This is a genomic window from Ruminiclostridium hungatei, from assembly GCF_002051585.1.
In the GTDB taxonomy this organism is placed as follows: domain Bacteria; phylum Bacillota; class Clostridia; order Acetivibrionales; family DSM-1351; genus Ruminiclostridium; species Ruminiclostridium hungatei.
In genome coordinates this window covers 108,882-127,715 of the sequence record NZ_MZGX01000016.1, presented here as the reverse complement: position 1 = coordinate 127,715, position 18,834 = coordinate 108,882, and the positions used below count along the sequence as shown (strand labels likewise).

14 protein-coding genes and 1 rRNA gene are annotated in these 18,834 nt (G+C 42.9%); 11 read left to right on the top strand and 4 right to left on the bottom strand.

The genetic code is table 11. The features are described from left to right. Window positions 1-4: 4 nt before the first annotated feature. The 11 genes from rrf (at window position 5) to helD (ending at window position 13,742) form a co-directional block, all read left to right on the top strand. Window positions 5-121: ribosomal RNA gene (gene rrf / locus CLHUN_RS12820) — 5S ribosomal RNA — on the top strand. 349 nt (window positions 122-470) lie between these two features. Next, window positions 471-2,120 carry a PucR family transcriptional regulator gene (locus tag CLHUN_RS12815; RefSeq protein WP_080065018.1) on the top strand — a complete coding sequence of 550 codons (1,650 nt, stop codon included), beginning with the start codon at window positions 471-473 and terminating at the stop codon, window positions 2,118-2,120. Window positions 2,121-2,359: 239 nt separating this feature from the next. After that, entirely contained in the window at window positions 2,360-3,118 is a 759-nt protein-coding gene (locus CLHUN_RS12810) for an ABC transporter ATP-binding protein (RefSeq protein ID WP_080065016.1), read from the top strand. 13 nt (window positions 3,119-3,131) lie between these two features. Next, entirely contained in the window at window positions 3,132-4,010 is an 879-nt protein-coding gene (locus CLHUN_RS12805; RefSeq protein WP_080065015.1) for an ABC transporter permease, read from the top strand. 97 nt (window positions 4,011-4,107) lie between these two features. Beyond that, a complete protein-coding gene (locus tag CLHUN_RS12800; RefSeq protein WP_080065013.1) occupies window positions 4,108-5,202 on the top strand; it encodes an ABC transporter substrate-binding protein in 1,095 nt (364 codons plus the stop codon). A 42-nt stretch (window positions 5,203-5,244) separates the two neighbouring features. Then, complete coding sequence (allB, locus tag CLHUN_RS12795; RefSeq protein WP_080065012.1) at window positions 5,245-6,603, top strand: allantoinase AllB; 1,359 nt, start codon at window positions 5,245-5,247, stop codon at window positions 6,601-6,603. A gap of 39 nt (window positions 6,604-6,642) precedes the next feature. Beyond that, window positions 6,643-7,407, top strand: coding sequence for a (S)-ureidoglycine aminohydrolase (gene allE / locus CLHUN_RS12790; protein WP_080065010.1), 765 nt, complete (start codon window positions 6,643-6,645; stop codon window positions 7,405-7,407). 100 nt (window positions 7,408-7,507) lie between these two features. Next, the gene (locus tag CLHUN_RS12785; protein WP_080065027.1) at window positions 7,508-8,449 is read left to right on the top strand and encodes a 2-hydroxyacid dehydrogenase; all 942 of its coding nucleotides are present in this window, start codon (window positions 7,508-7,510) and stop codon (window positions 8,447-8,449) included. 18 nt (window positions 8,450-8,467) lie between these two features. Continuing rightward, window positions 8,468-9,733, top strand: coding sequence for a M20 family metallo-hydrolase (locus CLHUN_RS12780; RefSeq protein WP_080065008.1), 1,266 nt, complete (start codon window positions 8,468-8,470; stop codon window positions 9,731-9,733). Between the two features lie 51 nt (window positions 9,734-9,784). After that, window positions 9,785-11,053, top strand: coding sequence for a Zn-dependent hydrolase (locus CLHUN_RS12775; RefSeq protein ID WP_080065006.1), 1,269 nt, complete (start codon window positions 9,785-9,787; stop codon window positions 11,051-11,053). A gap of 406 nt (window positions 11,054-11,459) precedes the next feature. Beyond that, window positions 11,460-13,742, top strand: a complete 2,283-nt coding sequence (helD, locus tag CLHUN_RS12770; protein ID WP_080065004.1) for an RNA polymerase recycling motor HelD — start codon at window positions 11,460-11,462, stop codon at window positions 13,740-13,742. A 366-nt stretch (window positions 13,743-14,108) separates the two neighbouring features. On the opposite strand, the gene CLHUN_RS12765 is transcribed toward helD, so the two are convergent. From CLHUN_RS12765 to CLHUN_RS12750, 4 genes are all read right to left on the bottom strand, one after another. Continuing rightward, complete coding sequence (locus tag CLHUN_RS12765) at window positions 14,109-15,335, bottom strand: M14 family zinc carboxypeptidase (protein ID WP_080065002.1); 1,227 nt, start codon at window positions 15,333-15,335, stop codon at window positions 14,109-14,111. A 162-nt stretch (window positions 15,336-15,497) separates the two neighbouring features. Next, entirely contained in the window at window positions 15,498-16,799 is a 1,302-nt protein-coding gene (locus CLHUN_RS12760) for an ATP-binding protein (protein ID WP_080065000.1), read from the bottom strand. Between the two features lie 96 nt (window positions 16,800-16,895). Next, entirely contained in the window at window positions 16,896-18,521 is a 1,626-nt protein-coding gene (locus tag CLHUN_RS12755; RefSeq protein WP_080064999.1) for a DUF4153 domain-containing protein, read from the bottom strand. Window positions 18,522-18,593: 72 nt separating this feature from the next. Further along, window positions 18,594-18,821: a helix-turn-helix domain-containing protein gene (locus tag CLHUN_RS12750; RefSeq protein ID WP_080064996.1), complete on the bottom strand. Its 228-nt coding sequence runs from the start codon at window positions 18,819-18,821 to the stop codon at window positions 18,594-18,596. Window positions 18,822-18,834 lie beyond the last annotated feature (13 nt).

The following is an 18,834-nucleotide window of genomic DNA, read 5'->3' as shown; positions in this document are numbered from 1 at the left end:
ATTTTCTGGTGGAAATGACGAGATGGATACACCCGTTCCCATACCGAACACGGCAGTTAAGCATCTCAGTGCTGATAATACTTGGCTGGACACGGCCCGGGAAAGTAAGTCTCTGCCAGATTTATATCAAGACCTCAAGTTCAAAACTTGAGGTCTTGTTTGTTTTGAGGCGATATATTTTGTTAATCACTTTATTTATCCTTGAGGCTTTTGGTCTTATGTGTTAATAGCGCGAAGGCCTGTTTTATTTCAGAGAAATATTGACACAAAGACTTTGGGCTTATGAGTTAATAGCTAGAGGGCTTCTTTTATCTTTGAAAAATTGATTCGAAATAATAGCTGTGTATTGCCTCACGTGCTGAAATGATTTATTATAAAATTTATTAAATGCAAATTTATACGCTGGTCAGGCGATTTGAATTATTCGCCCGTATAAGCTTTGATGGATTTGAGAATAAAGAGGTGATAGAATGGGGATAACGCTTGAATGGCTTCTTTCCAGTGAACGTCTGAATAATTTTAAATGTATTGCCGGAAAGGAATACACAGGTAATGTGGTTAAGAGTGTGAATATATTGGATAATCCCGATGTGGTCAAATGGATAAAGAGGGATGAATTTGTACTTACAACGGGGTACATTTTCAAGGATGATGCTGCACTTCAAAGGAGCATTATAAGAGAGCTTAGGGATGCAGGATGCGCAGGCCTGGGCATAAAAATCAAGAGGTTTTTAAATGTCATTCCCCCGGAAATGATGGAGGAGGCAAACCTGGTGGGGCTACCCCTGGTCGAGATGCCGTTTTACTACTCTTTCTCAGATGTGTTGAATATGGTCTACGAAGAAATAAATTCGCAGAAGCTCAGTGATTTTGAAATACAATATAAATTTTTAGACAGGCTCACATCGCTGTTTTTTGAAAATAAGGGAATAGACCATATGGTAAATGAACTTGCCATATTTCTGAAAAGGCCTGTTTTGTTGGCGGACATGGAGAATACATTGATTTCAGCAGGGATATCTCCTCCATATGCAAATCTGGTACTGGAGCGGGGTACTCATGTATTGACGGAATCAAATATATCACACATATCATATTTTGACAGCGACAAGAAGGCAAGTAATATTTACAAGCATATTTCCATCAATGGTATTGACTGCAGGTTTTTAGTGCTGATAATGCCGGATTTCAGGGGCAGCCTGTACATATTTATGGAGGAAGGGGAGGCAGGATTACTTCAGCAAGGAATTCTTGAAAAGGCTGTGCATATCCTCTCTCTGGAAGTGGCTAGAACTACCGCAGGCAAGGCTGTACCGCAACATACATACCAGGACTTCTTTCTTGACTTTCTGATGTCAACCAACGAAAGGCCTGACGATGAAATTATAAATTTATGTGATTTTTTTGGCTTTGATTACAGGTCAAAAAAGGTGTGTATTACAATAGCATTTAGTGAATGCCAGAACGAATACCTAAAAAAACAGATAATAAAAGAACTCTGCCAAGGCATCAAAGAGGATGTATGCAAGGATAAAAAAGTATACATCTGCATTGGACGCGAAATGCTGGCAGTTTTTTTATTTTCGGGAAAGAATGTTGGACCTGTGGAGGCAGTCGCACAGGCCCAGGAGGTTGCTCTGGCACTGTATGAACTTATAAAGGGGCGGTTGTGCTACCAATTAAAGATTGGAATAAGCAGGTGCCATGACACCGTAGCTGCTATAAGAACGGCTTTCAAAGACTGTATGGATGCATATGGAATCAATCTGACCATAAAGAGCGACAAACCAATATATTCTTACTCTACTCAAACGGCATACCACCTGCTGAAAAAGGTTTCTTTTGAAGAGTTGAACAAAATTTACAGGGACACGGTTGAGCCTTTAAGCAGATATGATTCTCAGAATGATGCCGAGTTGTTCAACACTTTACAAACTTATTATAAGTGTAAATTCAACGCCAGTGAGACCGCAAAAAAAATGTTCCTGCACAGGAATACTCTTATGAACAGACTTGAAAAAATAAAGGATCTGATAAATTTTAATCCGGATGACTATGGCATGGCATACTCCTACTATCTTGGCATATGCGCGTATGAGATACTGAGAAATGTTACGTAGCCATATTGATAGTACTATATGCACACTGAAAACTATGAAAAATGTGCATATAGTACTATGAAATGGTAAGTTCACCTGCTATAATAAAAGCATATTAATTCAGTAATAAGGCAATAAGTCAGAGGAAACTTAAAAGTTAATAGAAAGCTTACGAGGGCGTAATTATAACATTTGTGTTATGTTACGTCCTTTTTGTATATTAAAATTGGCAAAGGGCCTGGAAAATAGGGGGAAGAGACATGGGAGTGATTTTGACAAATGTCTTCAAGGCTTTTGAAGAAGTTGAGGGCAAACCGAAATATGTACTAAATAATGTTCATCTGAAAATCGAGGATGGAGAATTTGTATGTATTCTGGGTAAAAGCGGCTGCGGAAAGTCCACATTACTAAACCTGCTGGCAGGTTATTTGAAGGTGGATGCCGGGAGAATCATGGTAAACGGTAAGGAAATCGACGGTCCGTCAGCACAAAGAGGAGTGGTTTTTCAGCAGCATGCCCTGTTTCCATGGTACACCGTACAGCAGAACATAGAGTTCGGACCGAGACTCAAGCGGAGAAAAGATGCCAGGAAGGTGGCGGAAGAACTGATAATGCTGGTAGGACTAAAGGGCTATGAAAAAAAATACCCCGGAAGTCTTTCAGGAGGTATGGCTCAGAGGGTAGGTATAGCAAGAGCTCTGGCAAATGATCCCCAGGTGCTTCTGATGGATGAGCCACTGGGAGCACTGGACGCAATGATTCGTCACAATATGAGATGTGAAATAATCAAAATATGGGAGAAAACAAAGAAAACAATTATCTTTATTACCCACAGCATTCCTGAAGCAGTGTACCTGGCTGACAGGGTAGTATTGCTAAAGGATGGGCATATTGAGCAGGATGTCAGAATTGATTTGGACAGGCCCAGGGATATAAAGAGTCCGGAATTTCAGGAATATGTGGATATATTCGAAAAGGGACTGACAGAAAACGAGGCGGGATTGCTAATCGCTGAATGAGGAGGAGTTTGTAATGGCACAGGATGAATTCTTGTTAATAAATAAGCCTACAGAAAAAAAATATTTTGCCCCTGCTGTATCCAGGAGGACTGCCGCTATTAAAAAGGCTAAAAGCAATAAATGGTATAAGCTTTTTTCCTTATTGGTTTTCTTTCTTATATGGCAGTATATAAGCAACCTGAATCTTGAACACAACTGGTTTAATCCGGTGTTCCTGCCCTCACCGTATATGGTGCTTGAGACAGGATATTCTTATCTGATGAAGGGAACCCTGTTCATACATATTGGCGAAAGCTTTTACAGAATGATTTCAGGTTTTATCATAGGTCTGATTGTTTCAATAATCATAGGGGTTATGATAACCAGTTGGAAATGGTTTGACAATATGGTGACACCGGTTTTGAACCTGATTGGGCCAATACCCGTTCTTGCATTTCTCCCAATGTTCCTTATATGGTTTGGAATAGGAGAAGGTTCCAAAATCTCGTTAATAGCATATGCCACCTTTATTCCAATGCTTGGGTATGTTACAGACGGCATCAGAAACACTGACCCGCATTTGATACGTTCGGCAATAAGCCTGGGAGCCACACCCTTTCAAGTATTTACCAAGATAACCTTCAAGTCCGCATTGCCCAATATTATGACAGGAATGAAAGCCAGTCTTGCATTTACGTTTTCAGCGCTGGTTGTGGCAGAGATGATGGGGGCCTCCTCCGGCTTGGGCTTTATAATTATAGATTCCAAGAACTGGTTCAAGATGTCGGATATGTTTCTGGCAGCAACGCTGATAGGTCTGGAATACACTATTTTTCACGGTATACTGTCAGCTCTGGAAAATGTCATACTGAAGTGGAAGAAGGAAGGGATATCCAATGCCGTAGAGGATTGATGCTCGCGGCAATATATAATTCGCATTTATTAAGGCTGCAGACTTAATATAAGATAAATATTTATTTACACTTAATTACCGGAAGGGGAAAATCAATATGAAAATGAGAAGAAGAATATTAAGTTTATTGTTGGCAGGTATGATGACGGCCACCATAATCACAGGCTGTGGCAACTCTGGCAGCAGTACTGCATCGGTGGGAGAAGCAGACAGTACAAAATCAACTGCAGCCCAATCAAGTCCGGCAGCAGGCAATGGAAATGAAATAACCGACTTGACCTTATACGGTGTTATTGACCCGCAGATTTCCGCACAGCAGATTATTGCCGATAAAAAAGGCTACTTTGCTGAAGAAGGTCTGAAGGTTACAAATAAGCTGATCCAGTCAGGTGGAGATATTTCGCCATTGATATCAGGAAAAACAGCCAAGGTATCATTTGAGTCCACGTATACAGATATTGCCCTGGCTGCAAATAATGTTGGTGTAAAAGTAGTTGCCACGGTGGCAGATATCGGAAATACCCAGTGCGTGGTTGCTCGCAAGGGTGTTGAGATCAAGTCTGCAAAGGATCTTGAAGGCAAAAAAATAGGAATAGCCTCCGGTGCAGGTGTTTTGATAGCTATCAGGAACATGTGTAAGGAGCTAGGTGTGGATATAGACAAGATTAAATTTGTTATTCTTTCACCCTCCGATCAAATTGCCGCCTTTGAAAAGGGCGATATAGATGCAATGGCTTGCTGGGAGCCCTGGGTGTCAAATGCTGTGAAGCTGGGAGGAACTCTGCTGTTCAGCGGATTAAAATCCTATCTGCCTGAAAAGTCAGGTGATGTAAACTGGTTAAGCTTTTACACTACAATGCAGGTAACAGATGATTTCTTAAAGGAAAATCCCAACACTGTGGCATCACTTATAAAAGCCATCAAAAAGGCCACCGACTTCATAGCTGAAAAGCCTGATGAAGCTGCGGAAATCATTGCGGCGGAACTGCATTTGGAGACAGTACAGGTGAAGGAGATAATGGGCAAGAATAAATATACAATGGAATACAATCAGGCTTTTGTTGATGCCAGTGTATCCATGGCAGACTTCATGAAGGAAATGGGAAATATCCCCGAAGCTCCAAGCATTGATAAGTATGCGGACGCATCTATTCTGAAGAAGGTATTTCCGGAGCTTGTAACTGCCAATTGAAATTAAGCAATGCAGACGCACATAAAACACGGGGGGAAGAAAATGTATGATTTGCTCATTACCGGAGCTGTGATTGTGAACGCCGACGGTATAAAAAAAGGGTCCATAGCCGTAAAAGCGGGCAAGGTGGCAGGAACATTAAAGGAGCATGAAACCGCGGAAGCAGTTGAAACTTTAAATATTGAGGGCAAATATATTTTTCCGGGATTTATTGACTGCCATGTGCATTTTAACGAGCCGGGCTATACCTGGAGGGAAAACTTTGAGACAGGTAGTCAGGCCGCCGCTCTGGGGGGTGTTACAACCGTTGTGGACATGCCTATGCTGAATAAGCCTGCTGTCATGGATGCCGAGGCCTTTGCCGGGAAGCTGGCTCTGATTGAAGGCAGGTCGGCGGTAGATTTCGGCTTCTGGGGAGCGTTAATCAACTCAAATATGAAAATGAAAAAGCTTGAGGAGTTGAACAAATGCGGTGTTTTGGCCTTTAAATGTTTTATGTGCGATCCGGGAGAGGATTACACCTCACTTAACGACGAAGAAATCCATAGTGCACTGTCCATTCTTAAAAAATTTGGAGGTCTGGCAGGATTTCACTGCGAGGATGATGAAATAGTCAGGCGGCTTACTTTAAATAAGCTTGAAAATGGACAGTTGTCACGTATGGATTATCTGGAATCAAGACCGGTGGAAGCGGAACTGAAAGCAACCAAAGATTTAATCCGGTTGGCCGAAAGTACAGGAGCAAAGGTACATATCTGCCATGTGAGCCATCCTGCCGTAGCCGAAGAAATAAGACTTGCAAAGCGTAGAGGTATTAAAATAACTTCAGAAACCTGTCTGCATTATCTGGTGTTCAACGAAGAGACTCTGCTGGAAAAGGGGATGCTGTACAAGTGCTCACCTCCTCTTAGAAAGAAGGCGGATTCAGAAGCACTGTGGTCCTATGTCTGCGACGGAACTATTGACCTTATTTGTTCAGACCATTCACCTGCAACAGAGAAGGAAAAAGAAGAGGGTGAGCTGGGAGCATTTGGCGCCTGGGGTGGTATAAGCGGTGTGCAGACTACCGTTCAAGGCTTGTACCATCTGGTGGTAAACTCCAGGGGAGAAAGCCCCTGTATGGTGGCAAGGCTTATGAGTCAAAGGCCTGCCGAGATTTTTTCCGTTTACGGCAGAAAGGGAAGAATCCAGGAGGGTTTCGATGCGGACTTTACTGTGATAGACCCTCAGGTGGAATGGGAGATAACGGCTGAGGATTTAAAATACAAAAACAGGATATCTGCCTTTACCGGATTAAAGGGAAAGGGTAAGCCTGTCTTAACCGTTGTGCGAGGTAAAATAGTTTCCCGTCAGGGAGAACTGACAGGAAGTTCTCATGGGAGACTTGTAACAAGGATATAGCGAAGGGATAATAGAGACATAAATAAGGCGGAGGTTCAAATGGGTTATCCAAAAGATTTATTAGCTACAAGAGCTGTAATTAAGCCGGGGCTTTTTGCAGTAATCCCCAGGGAAGGCCTGGTTAATAACATAATACCCCAAATTAAAAACTGCAAGGTCAGTATAGTGGCTTCACCGAAGATGGGAGCAGGTTTCGTTCAATATGTCATTGAGGCACAGCCAGGAGGCGGAGTGGCAGAGACTTTCGGCGGAGAAGAGGATATTGAGAGCTTTATCTATTGCATGGATGGACAGGTAGGTATAAATGCAGGAAAAAAGAGCTTTATGCTTACAGGGGGCGGATATGCCTATACTCCGCCGGGCACAGGCATGAGCTTCGAGAACCGGGGTCATGAGCCGTGCAGGCTTTTGTTCTACAAGCAGAGATATATCCCCTGCAAGGAAGGGCAGCCGTATTTATACACCGGCAACGTAAACCTTCTGGAATACAGGATATATGATGGTATGAGCAATGTATTCATAAAGGATTTGCTCCCTGCAGATATGGGATTTGACATGAATATGCATATATTATCCTTCAGCCCGGGAGGCTGCCATCCCTTTGCCGAGACTCATGTACAGGAGCATGGTGCCTATATTTTGGAGGGAGAGGGCATGTATATGCTTGACGACCGGTGGATGGGCATAAAAAAGGACGATTTCATCTGGTTTGGCCCATATGTTCCACAATGTGCCTATGGAGTGGGAACGAAACCCTTCACCTATATTTATTCCAAAGACTGCAACAGGGATGTTGCTTTATAGCAGGAAGCATTAATAAATGAACCCTGCGGAAGGTGGTAAAGGCTTTACCGCTGTTTATTTCAATTGCTGCCTTGACGGCAGCGGAACGGAGACCATTATTATGAAACTTGTGATATTAGAGCCCTTGGGTGTGGATAAGGAAAAACTCCTGGCTATGACTTCCCAAATGCTTGAGAATAGAATGGAAGTAGTGTATTACGACACAAGAGCGGAGGAGGCGGAGGTGCTTATAGAAAGAAGCAAGGATGCCCATGCTGTGGTGTTGACAAACTTCAGGTACGGAAGAGAGATAATCGAACATTGTCCGGAACTCAAAATGATTTGTGTGGCTTTTACGGGAGTGGACCATGTAGATGTTGAATATTGCCATGAAAGAGGCATTACAGTTTGCAATTGTGCAGGATATTCCACAGTAGCAGTTTCCGACCTTGTTTTTGGGCTGATATTTTCCATTTACAGAAGAATTATTCCCTGTGATAAGGCAGCGAGAGCTGGTCTGACAAAGGCAGGACTTATTGGTTTTGAGCTGGAAGGTAAAAAGTTCGGAATAATAGGCACAGGTGCAATAGGCTTGAGGACTGCAGGTATTGCCAAAGCTTTCGGTTGTGAGGTGTATGCATACAGCCGCACTGTAAAACCGGAAACAGGAATTAAATATGTTGATCTGGATACGCTGCTCTCCACCTGTGATATTGTTTCACTGCATGTTCCACTAAACGCTGGGACAAAAGGACTGATAGATGGAGAAAAACTTAAACTGATGAAAAAGGATTCCATACTGATAAATACTGCCAGGGGCCCTGTTGTGAACAGCCAGGCTCTTGCAGAGGCACTGGAAAGCGGACAGATAGCGGGAGCCGGCATAGATGTATTTGAAGTTGAGCCGCCTGTTCCTCAAAGCCATCCGCTTTTCAACGCTCCCAACACCGTGGTTACGCCCCATGTGGCGTTTGCTACCGCAGAATCCATGGAAAAGCGGGCCGTAATAGTGCTGGACAATATTGACGGGTGGCTGAAGGGCGTTCCGAAGAATGTCGTTTGATCAAGGAGATTTTCTCATATGTTAAATCACGCAGAAATTGATAACCTTAAGAATTGGATTGAGAGCATAAACGAGTTTAATTCCACACCCGAATTCGGTACCACAAGGGTACTTTTTACGCCGGTTGAAATCCAGTCCAGGGAGTACATAAAGGCTGAAATGAAAAAATTGAATTTAAATGTGCATGAAGATGCCATAGGAAATATATATGCGGTGCTGGAGGGCCGGAATCCACAGCTTGAGCCCGTTTGGACAGGCTCTCACATAGATTCCGTCCTGAATGCGGGAATGTTTGACGGAGTGGTGGGCGTAGTGGGAGGTCTGGAAGCCCTACGACTTATAATGCAGTTGGAAGTAAGGCCTGAAAGAAGCATTGTGCTTATTGTATATACCTCCGAGGAACCCACACGCTTTGGTCTGTCCTGCCTTGGCAGCAGAGCAATGGCGGGAAGGCTCACAAAAGAGGATATGCACCAATTGCTGGATAAGGACGGGAATACCCTTGCGGGGGTGCTGGATTCCCTGGGATACAGCAGAAACGGGTTTGAAAGGTTGGCTGTAGCCAGAGGGAGTGTGTACGGAGCTGTTGAGCTTCACATAGAGCAAAATGGAGTATTGGATAAGGAAGGACTGCCCGTAGGGATAGTGAAAGCCATATGTGCCCCTACTAATTATATGGTTGAAGTCCAGGGCTGCCAGTCTCATGCAGGAGGGACCTCAATGACTGCAAGAAGGGATGCCTACATGGCTGCCTGTGAACTGGCCCTGTCGTTGGAGAAGCTTGCCAGGGAGTCGCTGAGTGAGTACACAACTGTTACCGTAGGATGGGTGGACGTGGTTCCCAATGCAGTCAATGTAATACCGGGCACTGTGAGGTTTTCCATTGATATAAGAGATGTTGACTTCCAGTCAAAAAATATTTTGATAGGCAGGTTGGAAGAGGAAGTTGGCCGGATTGAGTCGGTACGCAATGTAAAGATAAGGATGATACTGCAAAACCATGATATTCCAATGAAATGCGATGAAGGAATTATAAAAACCATTGAAAATGTATGCTTGAGTCAGGGAATTGACTATCGCAGGATGATAAGCGGTGCATATCATGATTCACTTTTTGTGGGGGAATTTGCACCTGTTGCGATGATATTCGTACCCAGTAAAAAGGGTATAAGCCACAGCCCGGACGAATGGACTGACTATGAAGACATTGCAGTGGGGGTGGATATTCTGGCAAATACCCTGCTGACCATGGCAAATACCATAGAGGGAAGTGCAAATGCCTGAACTGTTAATAACTGAAGTACTGAATTTATCTGGAAGAGGAGAGGCGGCCATATGACTGAGAGCTTCAACAGTACTGAATGCCTTGGCAGTGTTCTGAGACATCTGGAATTCTTAAAAAATATGGATAACGGCTGGAACCACCGCCTTTTATATACCGATGCCTGGAATATGGCCATGGACGAGCTGGAGAGCTGGATGCTGTCCGGCAATATGAAAACAAGAAGGGATGCTCTGGGCAACCTGTATGGGCGCATAGAGGGGCGAAGCGACAAAACGGTGCTGCTGTTGTCCCACTATGACTCTGTAGAAAGCGGAGGCTCCTATGATGGAGCCCTTGGCGTCATTGCAGGGCTGGCGGTTCTCGACACCCTGTTTCTTAAATACGGAACACCTGAGCACAATATTGAACTGCTGGCCGTATGTGATGAAGACGGCGGACGTTTTAAAAGCAGTTTTTTAGGAAGCAGGGCTATTACAGGGGAAATAAGTTATGAGGAAATAGAAGGCTTAACAGATGCAGCGGGATTGTCTTTCAATGCCGCCAGAGAAAGGGCGGGGCTTGCTCCAATTGACGAAGAAATACTGAAGTCGTGTAAGAGAAGCGACATATTATGTGCTTTTGAATTACATGCCGAGCAGGGCAGGAAGCTTTATGACTCTGGTATTCCCGCAGGGATAGTAAAAACCATAACCGGACAGTATAAAATAAAAGCTGAATTTACAGGTGAAGCGAACCACGCAGGAACCACGACAATGCAGGACAGGCAGGATGCTCTGGTTGCCGCAGCAGAGCTGGTGGGTTTTGTGCAGCAGCTTGCAAGACAGTCGGGGTGTGATTCCGTAGGAACTGTGGGAGTACTGGAGGTTAGACCCGGAGCAACCAATATCATACCAGATAAAGCCATGCTGATAGCCGACTTGCGATGTCCTCAAAGTGAGGTCTTGCTCAATATGGGCTGCAGTTTTGAGAAGAAATGCAACGAATTGGCATTAAAAAATGGTTTGAGGATGCATATTGAATATTTATGCCGGCAGATGCCCGTACCCATGGATGAATGTCTGACCGGTCTGTCCAGAGAGATAGCGGAGGAGCTGAACATACCTTATCTTGATATGTTCAGCGGTGCTGGGCATGATATACAGATAATCAGTTCCATAGCCCCCGGTGCCATGATATTTGTTCAAAGTGAACGGGGAATCAGCCACAGCCCGGAGGAATATACAGACGCAGCAAGCATAAAAATAGGAATGGATATACTGGGAGAGGCTGTGTACAGGACGGCGTACAAGACTTGTTCACAGGTATCCCATTCTATTTAAGATAATATAAAGCGGGAAATGTAAAACGTTTATATTTTTTGCCGAATATATGTATACAAATGTCTATTTATAATGTGCCGCAATAATAATATAATTAGCATGTATCAGCAGTACTGATTATATATTTTATTCGGTCAGGACATTGGGGAATCTCATATACATATTCTTTGTATGTATCCTTTTCCTGGTGTCCATGCTTTTAGGCACAAATTTACCAAAACAGAGACATAAAATAAATATATTCCAATTGTGTTACAACCGTTGATTTCAAAAAAGTGAAAATATATAATATAAGTCTATTTTAAAGTGATAACCCCGTCCCTACGGCCGGGGAATATTTGTATGTGGTCAGTAAAGTATATTATTCATTTACGTGCCGCAGGTGCGTAAGAAGGAGGTACAGATTATGTCAACTGCAAACCATCCGGCCTATAAGGAAGAGCTTGAAAGGTGCAGATACACCCTGGACTATGTTGAGAAAAGTCTGGAGAGAGCATTGGAGAAAAGAAAAAAAGTAAGCAATGAACTGGAAAATGTCAAAAGGCATATGAGTGGAGACAGCAGTGCCGATTATACAAGTGTCATGGTAAATACAATGCTGCAGGATACTTTGGCGCTGAAGGTAAGAAATCTTTACACTGCGAGAAGCAAGCCCTATTTTGCAAGAGTTGACTTTAAGGAATACGAGTCCGACAGTACCGAGAAGCTTTATATCGGAAAAATGTCACTGGCAAGAGATGAGGACCAGGAAATAATTATTGTTGACTGGCGCGCACCCATTGCAAATCTTTATTATGAAGGCAGGCTTGGGGATTCCAGCTATGTATGCCCTGACGGTACGATAGAAGGTGAACTGCTTCTTAAACGGCAGTTTTCAATTAACAGCGGTAAATTGGAAGCGATATTTGATATAGACATCACAACCAACGATGAATTTTTGCAGACCTATCTGGGAGCAAATGCAGAAAACCGGCTTAAGGAAATAGTATCAACCATACAGGAGGAGCAGAATAAAATCGTCAGGGCCCCCATGTGGAAGCCGCTTATCGTACAAGGAGTGGCAGGAAGCGGAAAGACCACAATAGCGCTTCACAGAATCGCATATCTCATTTACACTTTTGAAAAAACCTTTGAACCCGAAAACTTTATGATTATAGCCCCCAACAGGCTGTTTTTAAATTATATATCCGAGGTTCTTCCCGAATTGGGAGTTGAGCGGGTTAAGCAAACTACCTTTGAAGATTTTGCCATGGAGCTGATCGGTAAAAAGTTTAAGCTTACCGATGCCAATGAAAAGCTGAACAGGTTTGTAAACCTAAATGGCACTGCCAGTCAGTCAGGCTATAATGACATGCTCAGAGAAGCCTCAATATTTAAAACCTCAATGAACTTTAAAGAAATCATAGATGAATATATCCTGAAAATAGAGCAGGACTTTATACCAAAAAAGGATCTTATGCTGGGTACTAAAGTAATCTATACCTATGAAGAAATCAATGATATTTTTCTGACACAGTATGGAATGTGGCCTATTGCCCAGAGGATGAATGAGATAAAAAAGAGCCTGAATTCCAGGCTGAAAACGGCCAAGCAGCAGTTTATCGCTCAGATTGAGGCCGAATGTGATAAGAAGGTTGCTATGGCCAGAATAAAAGCAGCCAATGAGGAAGAACGGCAAAAGGCTGTAAGGGAGGCCTTTGAAAAGAGGGACAGAGTTTTAGGCAAAATTGAAAAGGTCTCAAAGACGCTTGTTAAGGAATACCTGGAAGAGCTGCCGAAACTCAGCCCTTATCAGTATTATGTTGAATTGATGGAGGACGGTGAGGGTTTTAACCTCCTGGCAGGCAGGTATGCCGGCAGGGAGGTGTGTGAGTTCACCAGGAAATACACCCTTGGAATACTGGGCAGCAAGCAATTGGAACTGGAGGACCTGGCGCCCATAATATATCTGAAATATAAAATATACGGAATTGACGAGAAAGTGCCTGTAAAGCACATTGTCATTGATGAAGCCCAGGATTTTAGTGCTTTTCAGTTCTTTGTGCTGAAAAGGATTGTTAAGGACAGTTCCTTTACCATATTGGGAGACTTGTGCCAGGGCATACATTCCTACCGGGGTGTACGGCAGTGGGAGGAGATAGTCCATGAGGTTTTTGACGGCAGGAAGTGCGAATTTCTGACTCTGGAGCAAAGCTACAGAACTACGGTTGAAATAATGGAAGCTGCCAATGGTGTTATGGGCAAGCTGAAGGAACTGGCAAAGTTCAGAGGGACCCCTGTCATACGGCATGGTGAAGAGGTGGAGTATATTCAAGGGGATTCTTTTGAAAGCGTTGCAGGGAACATTTCCAAGAGGCTCACAGCTTTTAAAAATAAAGGTCTTAAGACAATGGCGGTAATCTGCAAAACCATGGAGGAATGCCGGCAGCTATTGCCGTTATTGAAGAAGAAGCATAAGGATATTAATCTGATTACCGGAAATGAAATGGAGTACAGGACAGGTATGGTTATTGTGCCATCTTATTTGTCAAAGGGTCTGGAGTTCGATGCAGTGCTGCTGTCAAATGCCAGCAGCGAAAATTATTCTGAAAATGCTCTGGATACCAAACTTCTGTATGTTGCAATGACCCGTCCCCTGCACAAGTTGTGTATATACTATATAGGGGAAAAGTCGAAGCTGCTTGAATGATATTTGAGTGGTTTAATATGAGCTTGGAGCCGTATATGCAGGTTTTGCCAAAAGAAAAAATATGAAATTGCCCATGCAATTTCATATTTTTTAGTATCTGCAGGACTATCACAGCACAGCAATACTAATAAAAACAGGTATGCTATATTGTGAATGCCTAGGCTTCATCAGTGTTTTTACTGTTGCGGGCCGCAATTTTGGCGGCGCGAGCCTCTTTCTTAGTCATTTTCGGTGCCTTCTTTGCACTGCCTTTGTCACCCATTAAAATTCTCCTTTCAAATATCTGATTGTGCTAGTAGGTAATTTCCGGTTACAACTATTATTTCCAGACATTACTATTAAAATACACAATTTATGTAATATTCATCATTGAATATAATAAGTGTTTACCGCCTTGTCATAGCGGCATGTCAAACCCAACTGTCCCACAAGGGCGTCCAGCTTCAAATATGGAAGCCCTTTGAGAGAAATCCGGGAGGCACTGAGTTCTTCTTGTATAGCTTTGTCCAAACTGGCGAAATCAAGGGCTTGCGCGTCTTTTAAGGAAATATAGCTGGTGCCGTCCACAGAAACAATATTCTGACTCAAAACCACAAGGGATTTATTAAAAATCAAAGCGGTTTTCTTATCGTCGTTAAATTTTGTCTGCTTCAGCAATTGTGTTGCAGTTCTTACAGGAACAAGCCTGTTTTTGTCCCATACCGAATTGTACCACGACCACTCCACCGGCTTGGATAATCCTCGTTTTCCTCCAATCTCCAGGGTAAAGGATGGAATTTTCAGCTTCATAACACACCAGTCCTTAAAACCAGAGGTAGAGGATTTATAATTTGCCGGACTGACAAGTGTATAGCCTGTTAGATTTTTAAGCATATTTGCATATGCAAGGTCTCTTTCCTTGTCGGCCCCCTGCTGCCCGAAATACCAGTAAATAATATCGCCTGCCGCGTGATACGCCATAGTCAGGTCAAATTCAATATTTTCACACAGAGCCTTGACGGCCTGAGTTTCAGGCTCCGAGAAGGGCTTTTCACCAGTGGAATAGGTGCTTGTAATTTCCTTGAACCAAAGGGCATCATAATTATGGTTCAGATCAACCTTATTGGCATTGAAGTAATATGAAGGCGTACCGCTGACACAGATCTGCACACCGTCTGGATTGACGAGAGGCTGAAAATAAAAGGATACCTCCTTGTCCAGAAGTTTTTTTATGTTATAGTTATCAATGGTCTTATTGGCTGCGTATGCCTCAAGTATGTACTGGATCTGGTTCAGGGTAAGAATGGTGCCCATATATTCCCTGGGATGGTGAGAGGCATTGATAAAAAGCTTTTTTGGACCGTTTCCTACTTTTAGCACAGTCAAATTGCGGTTCTGAACGGATTGTCCGATTTTAAACAAGTATGTAATACTGCTGTAGTTTCTGCTCAGTTCGTTTAATCTGGTTTCTGTGTCTTTATACACGTCCTTGCTTTTATATATCTGCTCCAGTGTTTTTGAGTAAGCAGGTTTTGCAGTGACTGAAGTATATGCTGTGAAGGAGGTGAACATAAAAATAACAGCCAGGAGAAAAAACTTTATCTGTTTCGACATAAAAGCCCCCAATAGATTGAATAAATAAGTAAATTTTATCGAAAAAGTACATTTTTAATTTTACAGGAAAACTTCCGAAATGAATAGATGGTTACGGCAATATATGGCTTTCTTGCCGCATAATAAAAATAGAGCCGGCAGTAACTCCGGCTCTTGAATATATCAGACTTTGGTTTTCAGGTAAGTTATAAAATGCTGGGCAGTTCTGCCGGATAAGCCGCCATGGCGCATTTCCCACCTGTTGGCTTCCAGCAGCAATTGGTCTTCAGGAAGTGAAATGCTGTTTTTCCGGGCTAAGACATTTACAATATTATTGAATTCCTTTTTGTTTGGAGAGATATATAGGATGGACAGCCCAAACCTCGCAGCCAGTGACAGCTTCTCCTGCACGGTATCATTGGTGTGGAGGTCGTCATCCCTGTCAGCCTTATCGCTCCATTTTTCACGTATGAGATGTCTCCGGTTGGAGGTGGCATAGAGCAGGACATTCTGCGGGTGTATTTCAAGTCCTCCTTCAATTATGGCCTTGAGATACTTATATTCGGTTTCATATTCTTCAAAGGAAAGGTCATCCATATATATTATAAACTTATAATTACGGTCTTTGACCTGTTGAATTATCTCCTGCAGATGCCCGAACTGATGCTTGTATACCTCTATCATTCTGAGCCCGCGGCTGCTGTACCGGTTGAGGATAGCCTTGATGCTTGTGGACTTTCCGGTACCGCTGTCACCATATAACAAAACATTGTTTGCCCTGTGGCCGTTTATGAAATCCTCGGTATTTTTTATAAGTTCTTTCTTTTGAAGTTCGTAGCCTACCAGGTCCTCAAGAGTAATGGGCTCAGTATTGGTTATTGGTGCAATATCTGCCGGTTGCCCTGACGAGGGTCCGCCGGAAATTACCTTGAAGGCCCTGTATATTGCAAACTTACCCACTCCAAACTGGCGGTAGAAGCTGCTTATTTGATTATAAAATTCCTGGCTGTCGGATGCGGAGCCAAGTAATCCTGTAAGCTCTTTCAAAGCCCATACTGTCTGCTGATCTATTATAGCCTTTGAACTGTCGGAATTGACAAAGTCAGAGATAAAGCAAAGGCATTTGATTCCAAGAACCTTATCAATTAAACTCAGGTCAAAATCGTAAAGCCTTTTGAACAACGAAAAGTCATTTATGGCTAGCTGTGAAATGGTGCCCCCCGCTGAACCCTCAATCTCCAGAGACTTTGAAAAAGAATTTTCATTATTGACCAGGGAATACGTCAGAAAACCATGCCATAAGTTTCCTTCAAAGCCGTAGCGGACACCAAATTCAACCAACTCATTGGCACATTGATAAATATTCTTTTTGATTTCTTCATAGTTTATACTTTCGTAATGATTGATTATACCTGCAAAATTTTCGAAAAGGGACTGATCTTCAAAATTCCGGTACAAAAACAGTTCATTTATATCTGCATACATATAGTTTCCTCTACCCCATACTGCCTGATTATATTCAAGCAGGTTTTTTATTATTTTATAACATTTGAGGCACAGGATGTCAATCTTTCTGCCTGTTTACTTTTCTGAAAATATTTTTTGGGCCTGGATGCTGTCCAGTGTGAAGCCATATATCAAATTTCTGCTGTTATAGGCCTGCTTCTGTTTGTACAGGATGTCTACAATGTCTCTACGGGTATACTGGCCGTCTTTTGACTCTAATGACTTTAGCCTTGCAATCTCAGGAGTGGTGGTATAGGATAGCCCTCCCAGGTGGTAGATATCCAGGGTTATTGCATCTGGGCTGCTGATATATCTGTCAATATTATACCGGGCTATTATCCGTTCTGTATTAGTAAGGCTTAAGATGCATACACCTGCCACAACAGTGATGCCTATCAGTTTTATTACATCTACGGACGGAATGAAGCATTTGATCATCATCCACACCAGGCACAGTCCTATAATACACATGAACCAGAGGGTCAGGACACGTTTTACGCTCAATCCATAGACATCAACATAAAGGAGCATTCTTTTCATGCCCGATACAAGCAGGACTCCATTGCACAGGCATAGAGAAACCGTACAGAGCTTAACCCACAAGGGCAGCCGGGAATCCTTCTTCTTTGTCATTACCGTAACGAAAAGAGCGATTGAAAATATCAGGCCTGAAGCTGCAGTGAGCTCAAAGAAGCCCCTTCTGGCATATTCTGCATAAGTCATATTTGTCAGATTGATATTGCTGGTGCCTCCGAACAGGTATGCAAATTGAAAGCCTACGAAGGCAATCAGAAGAATATTTATTATGGTCAAAAAGGTTCCTACAACCAGACTGTCAAGACAATTGCCCACCGTACCGGCAGGTTTTTTCTTTAGCTCTTCATATTTAAGGCCAAGCAGAGCAGCGGATAAAAGAATTCCCCCGAAGAAACCCACAAAGATGTCAGCAAAGGTATTTCCGAAATCTACTCCCATATAGTCGATCAAGCTGTTGACTGCATTTTCAAATACGGCATCGGCACTCATAAACAGCCCAAGCAGGATTAATGCAACGGGAAGTGAGACTGCCAGGCCAATAAAAATCAAAATAGCATTTTTAGAGGTTTTGCTTTTTTTGCCCCTCAGGTACTCCAATGAGATAAAGGGCATGGCAAGATTGGTAAAAGGTCTGCCTATTACATTTGCCAGGACTTTCAACAGCATGTCAAAGGAGAAAAGCTTTTCACCCGGATTGTTTCCAAGCATTACAAGCTGTATGCACACCAGACTGATAAGAGTAAGCCAGGTTATAAACTGGGTGCTGGGGTTATAATGGAGAAAAAAGCTGAAGGCCAGCAAGAACACCGGAAAAGTCAAATATATTGCAGGCCTGTTAAAGGGTTTGCCGCTTTCCTTGAAATAATAGAAGAGGGAGGAATAAAAAGCAAGGGCAAATACAGGAACGGAAATTCCGGCAGCGCCAAGAAAAATGGTTTCAGTAAAGAGGATTGCAAGCAGTATGCTCAGTACTGTAATAGTAACACCCTTGGACGAAATTACCCTGGCCTTGAAGGCCTGGTATTCAGGAGTCTTGTCACGGGGAATATAGGGGCTGTAATAGGTTACTCCGGGGGAAACTGATGTTAAGGCCGGATTATTCTCCCGGTTGTCAGGCGTTTGTTTTGTCAAGTCCTCATGCTGAGGGTTTTTCTGATCTTCCATGGGTTATCGCTCCTTTTATGGTTTCACCGACTTAAATGGACGGCATAATTTAAGACTGGGTTTGAAAGCTGATTATTTTTTTAAAGCAGCGTCCTTTTCCGGTACGTATTCCAGAATATCAGCAGGCTGACAGTTCAGCGCCTTGCAAATTTCTTCCAGGGTGGAAAATCTGATGGCCTTTGCTTTATTGGTCTTAAGTATTGAAAGATTTGCAGTTGTAATTCCTATTTTTTCGGCCAGTTCGGTTGAACTCATCTTCCGCTTGGCCAGCATTACATCAACATTTACAATGATGGGCATCTTCCGTCTCTCC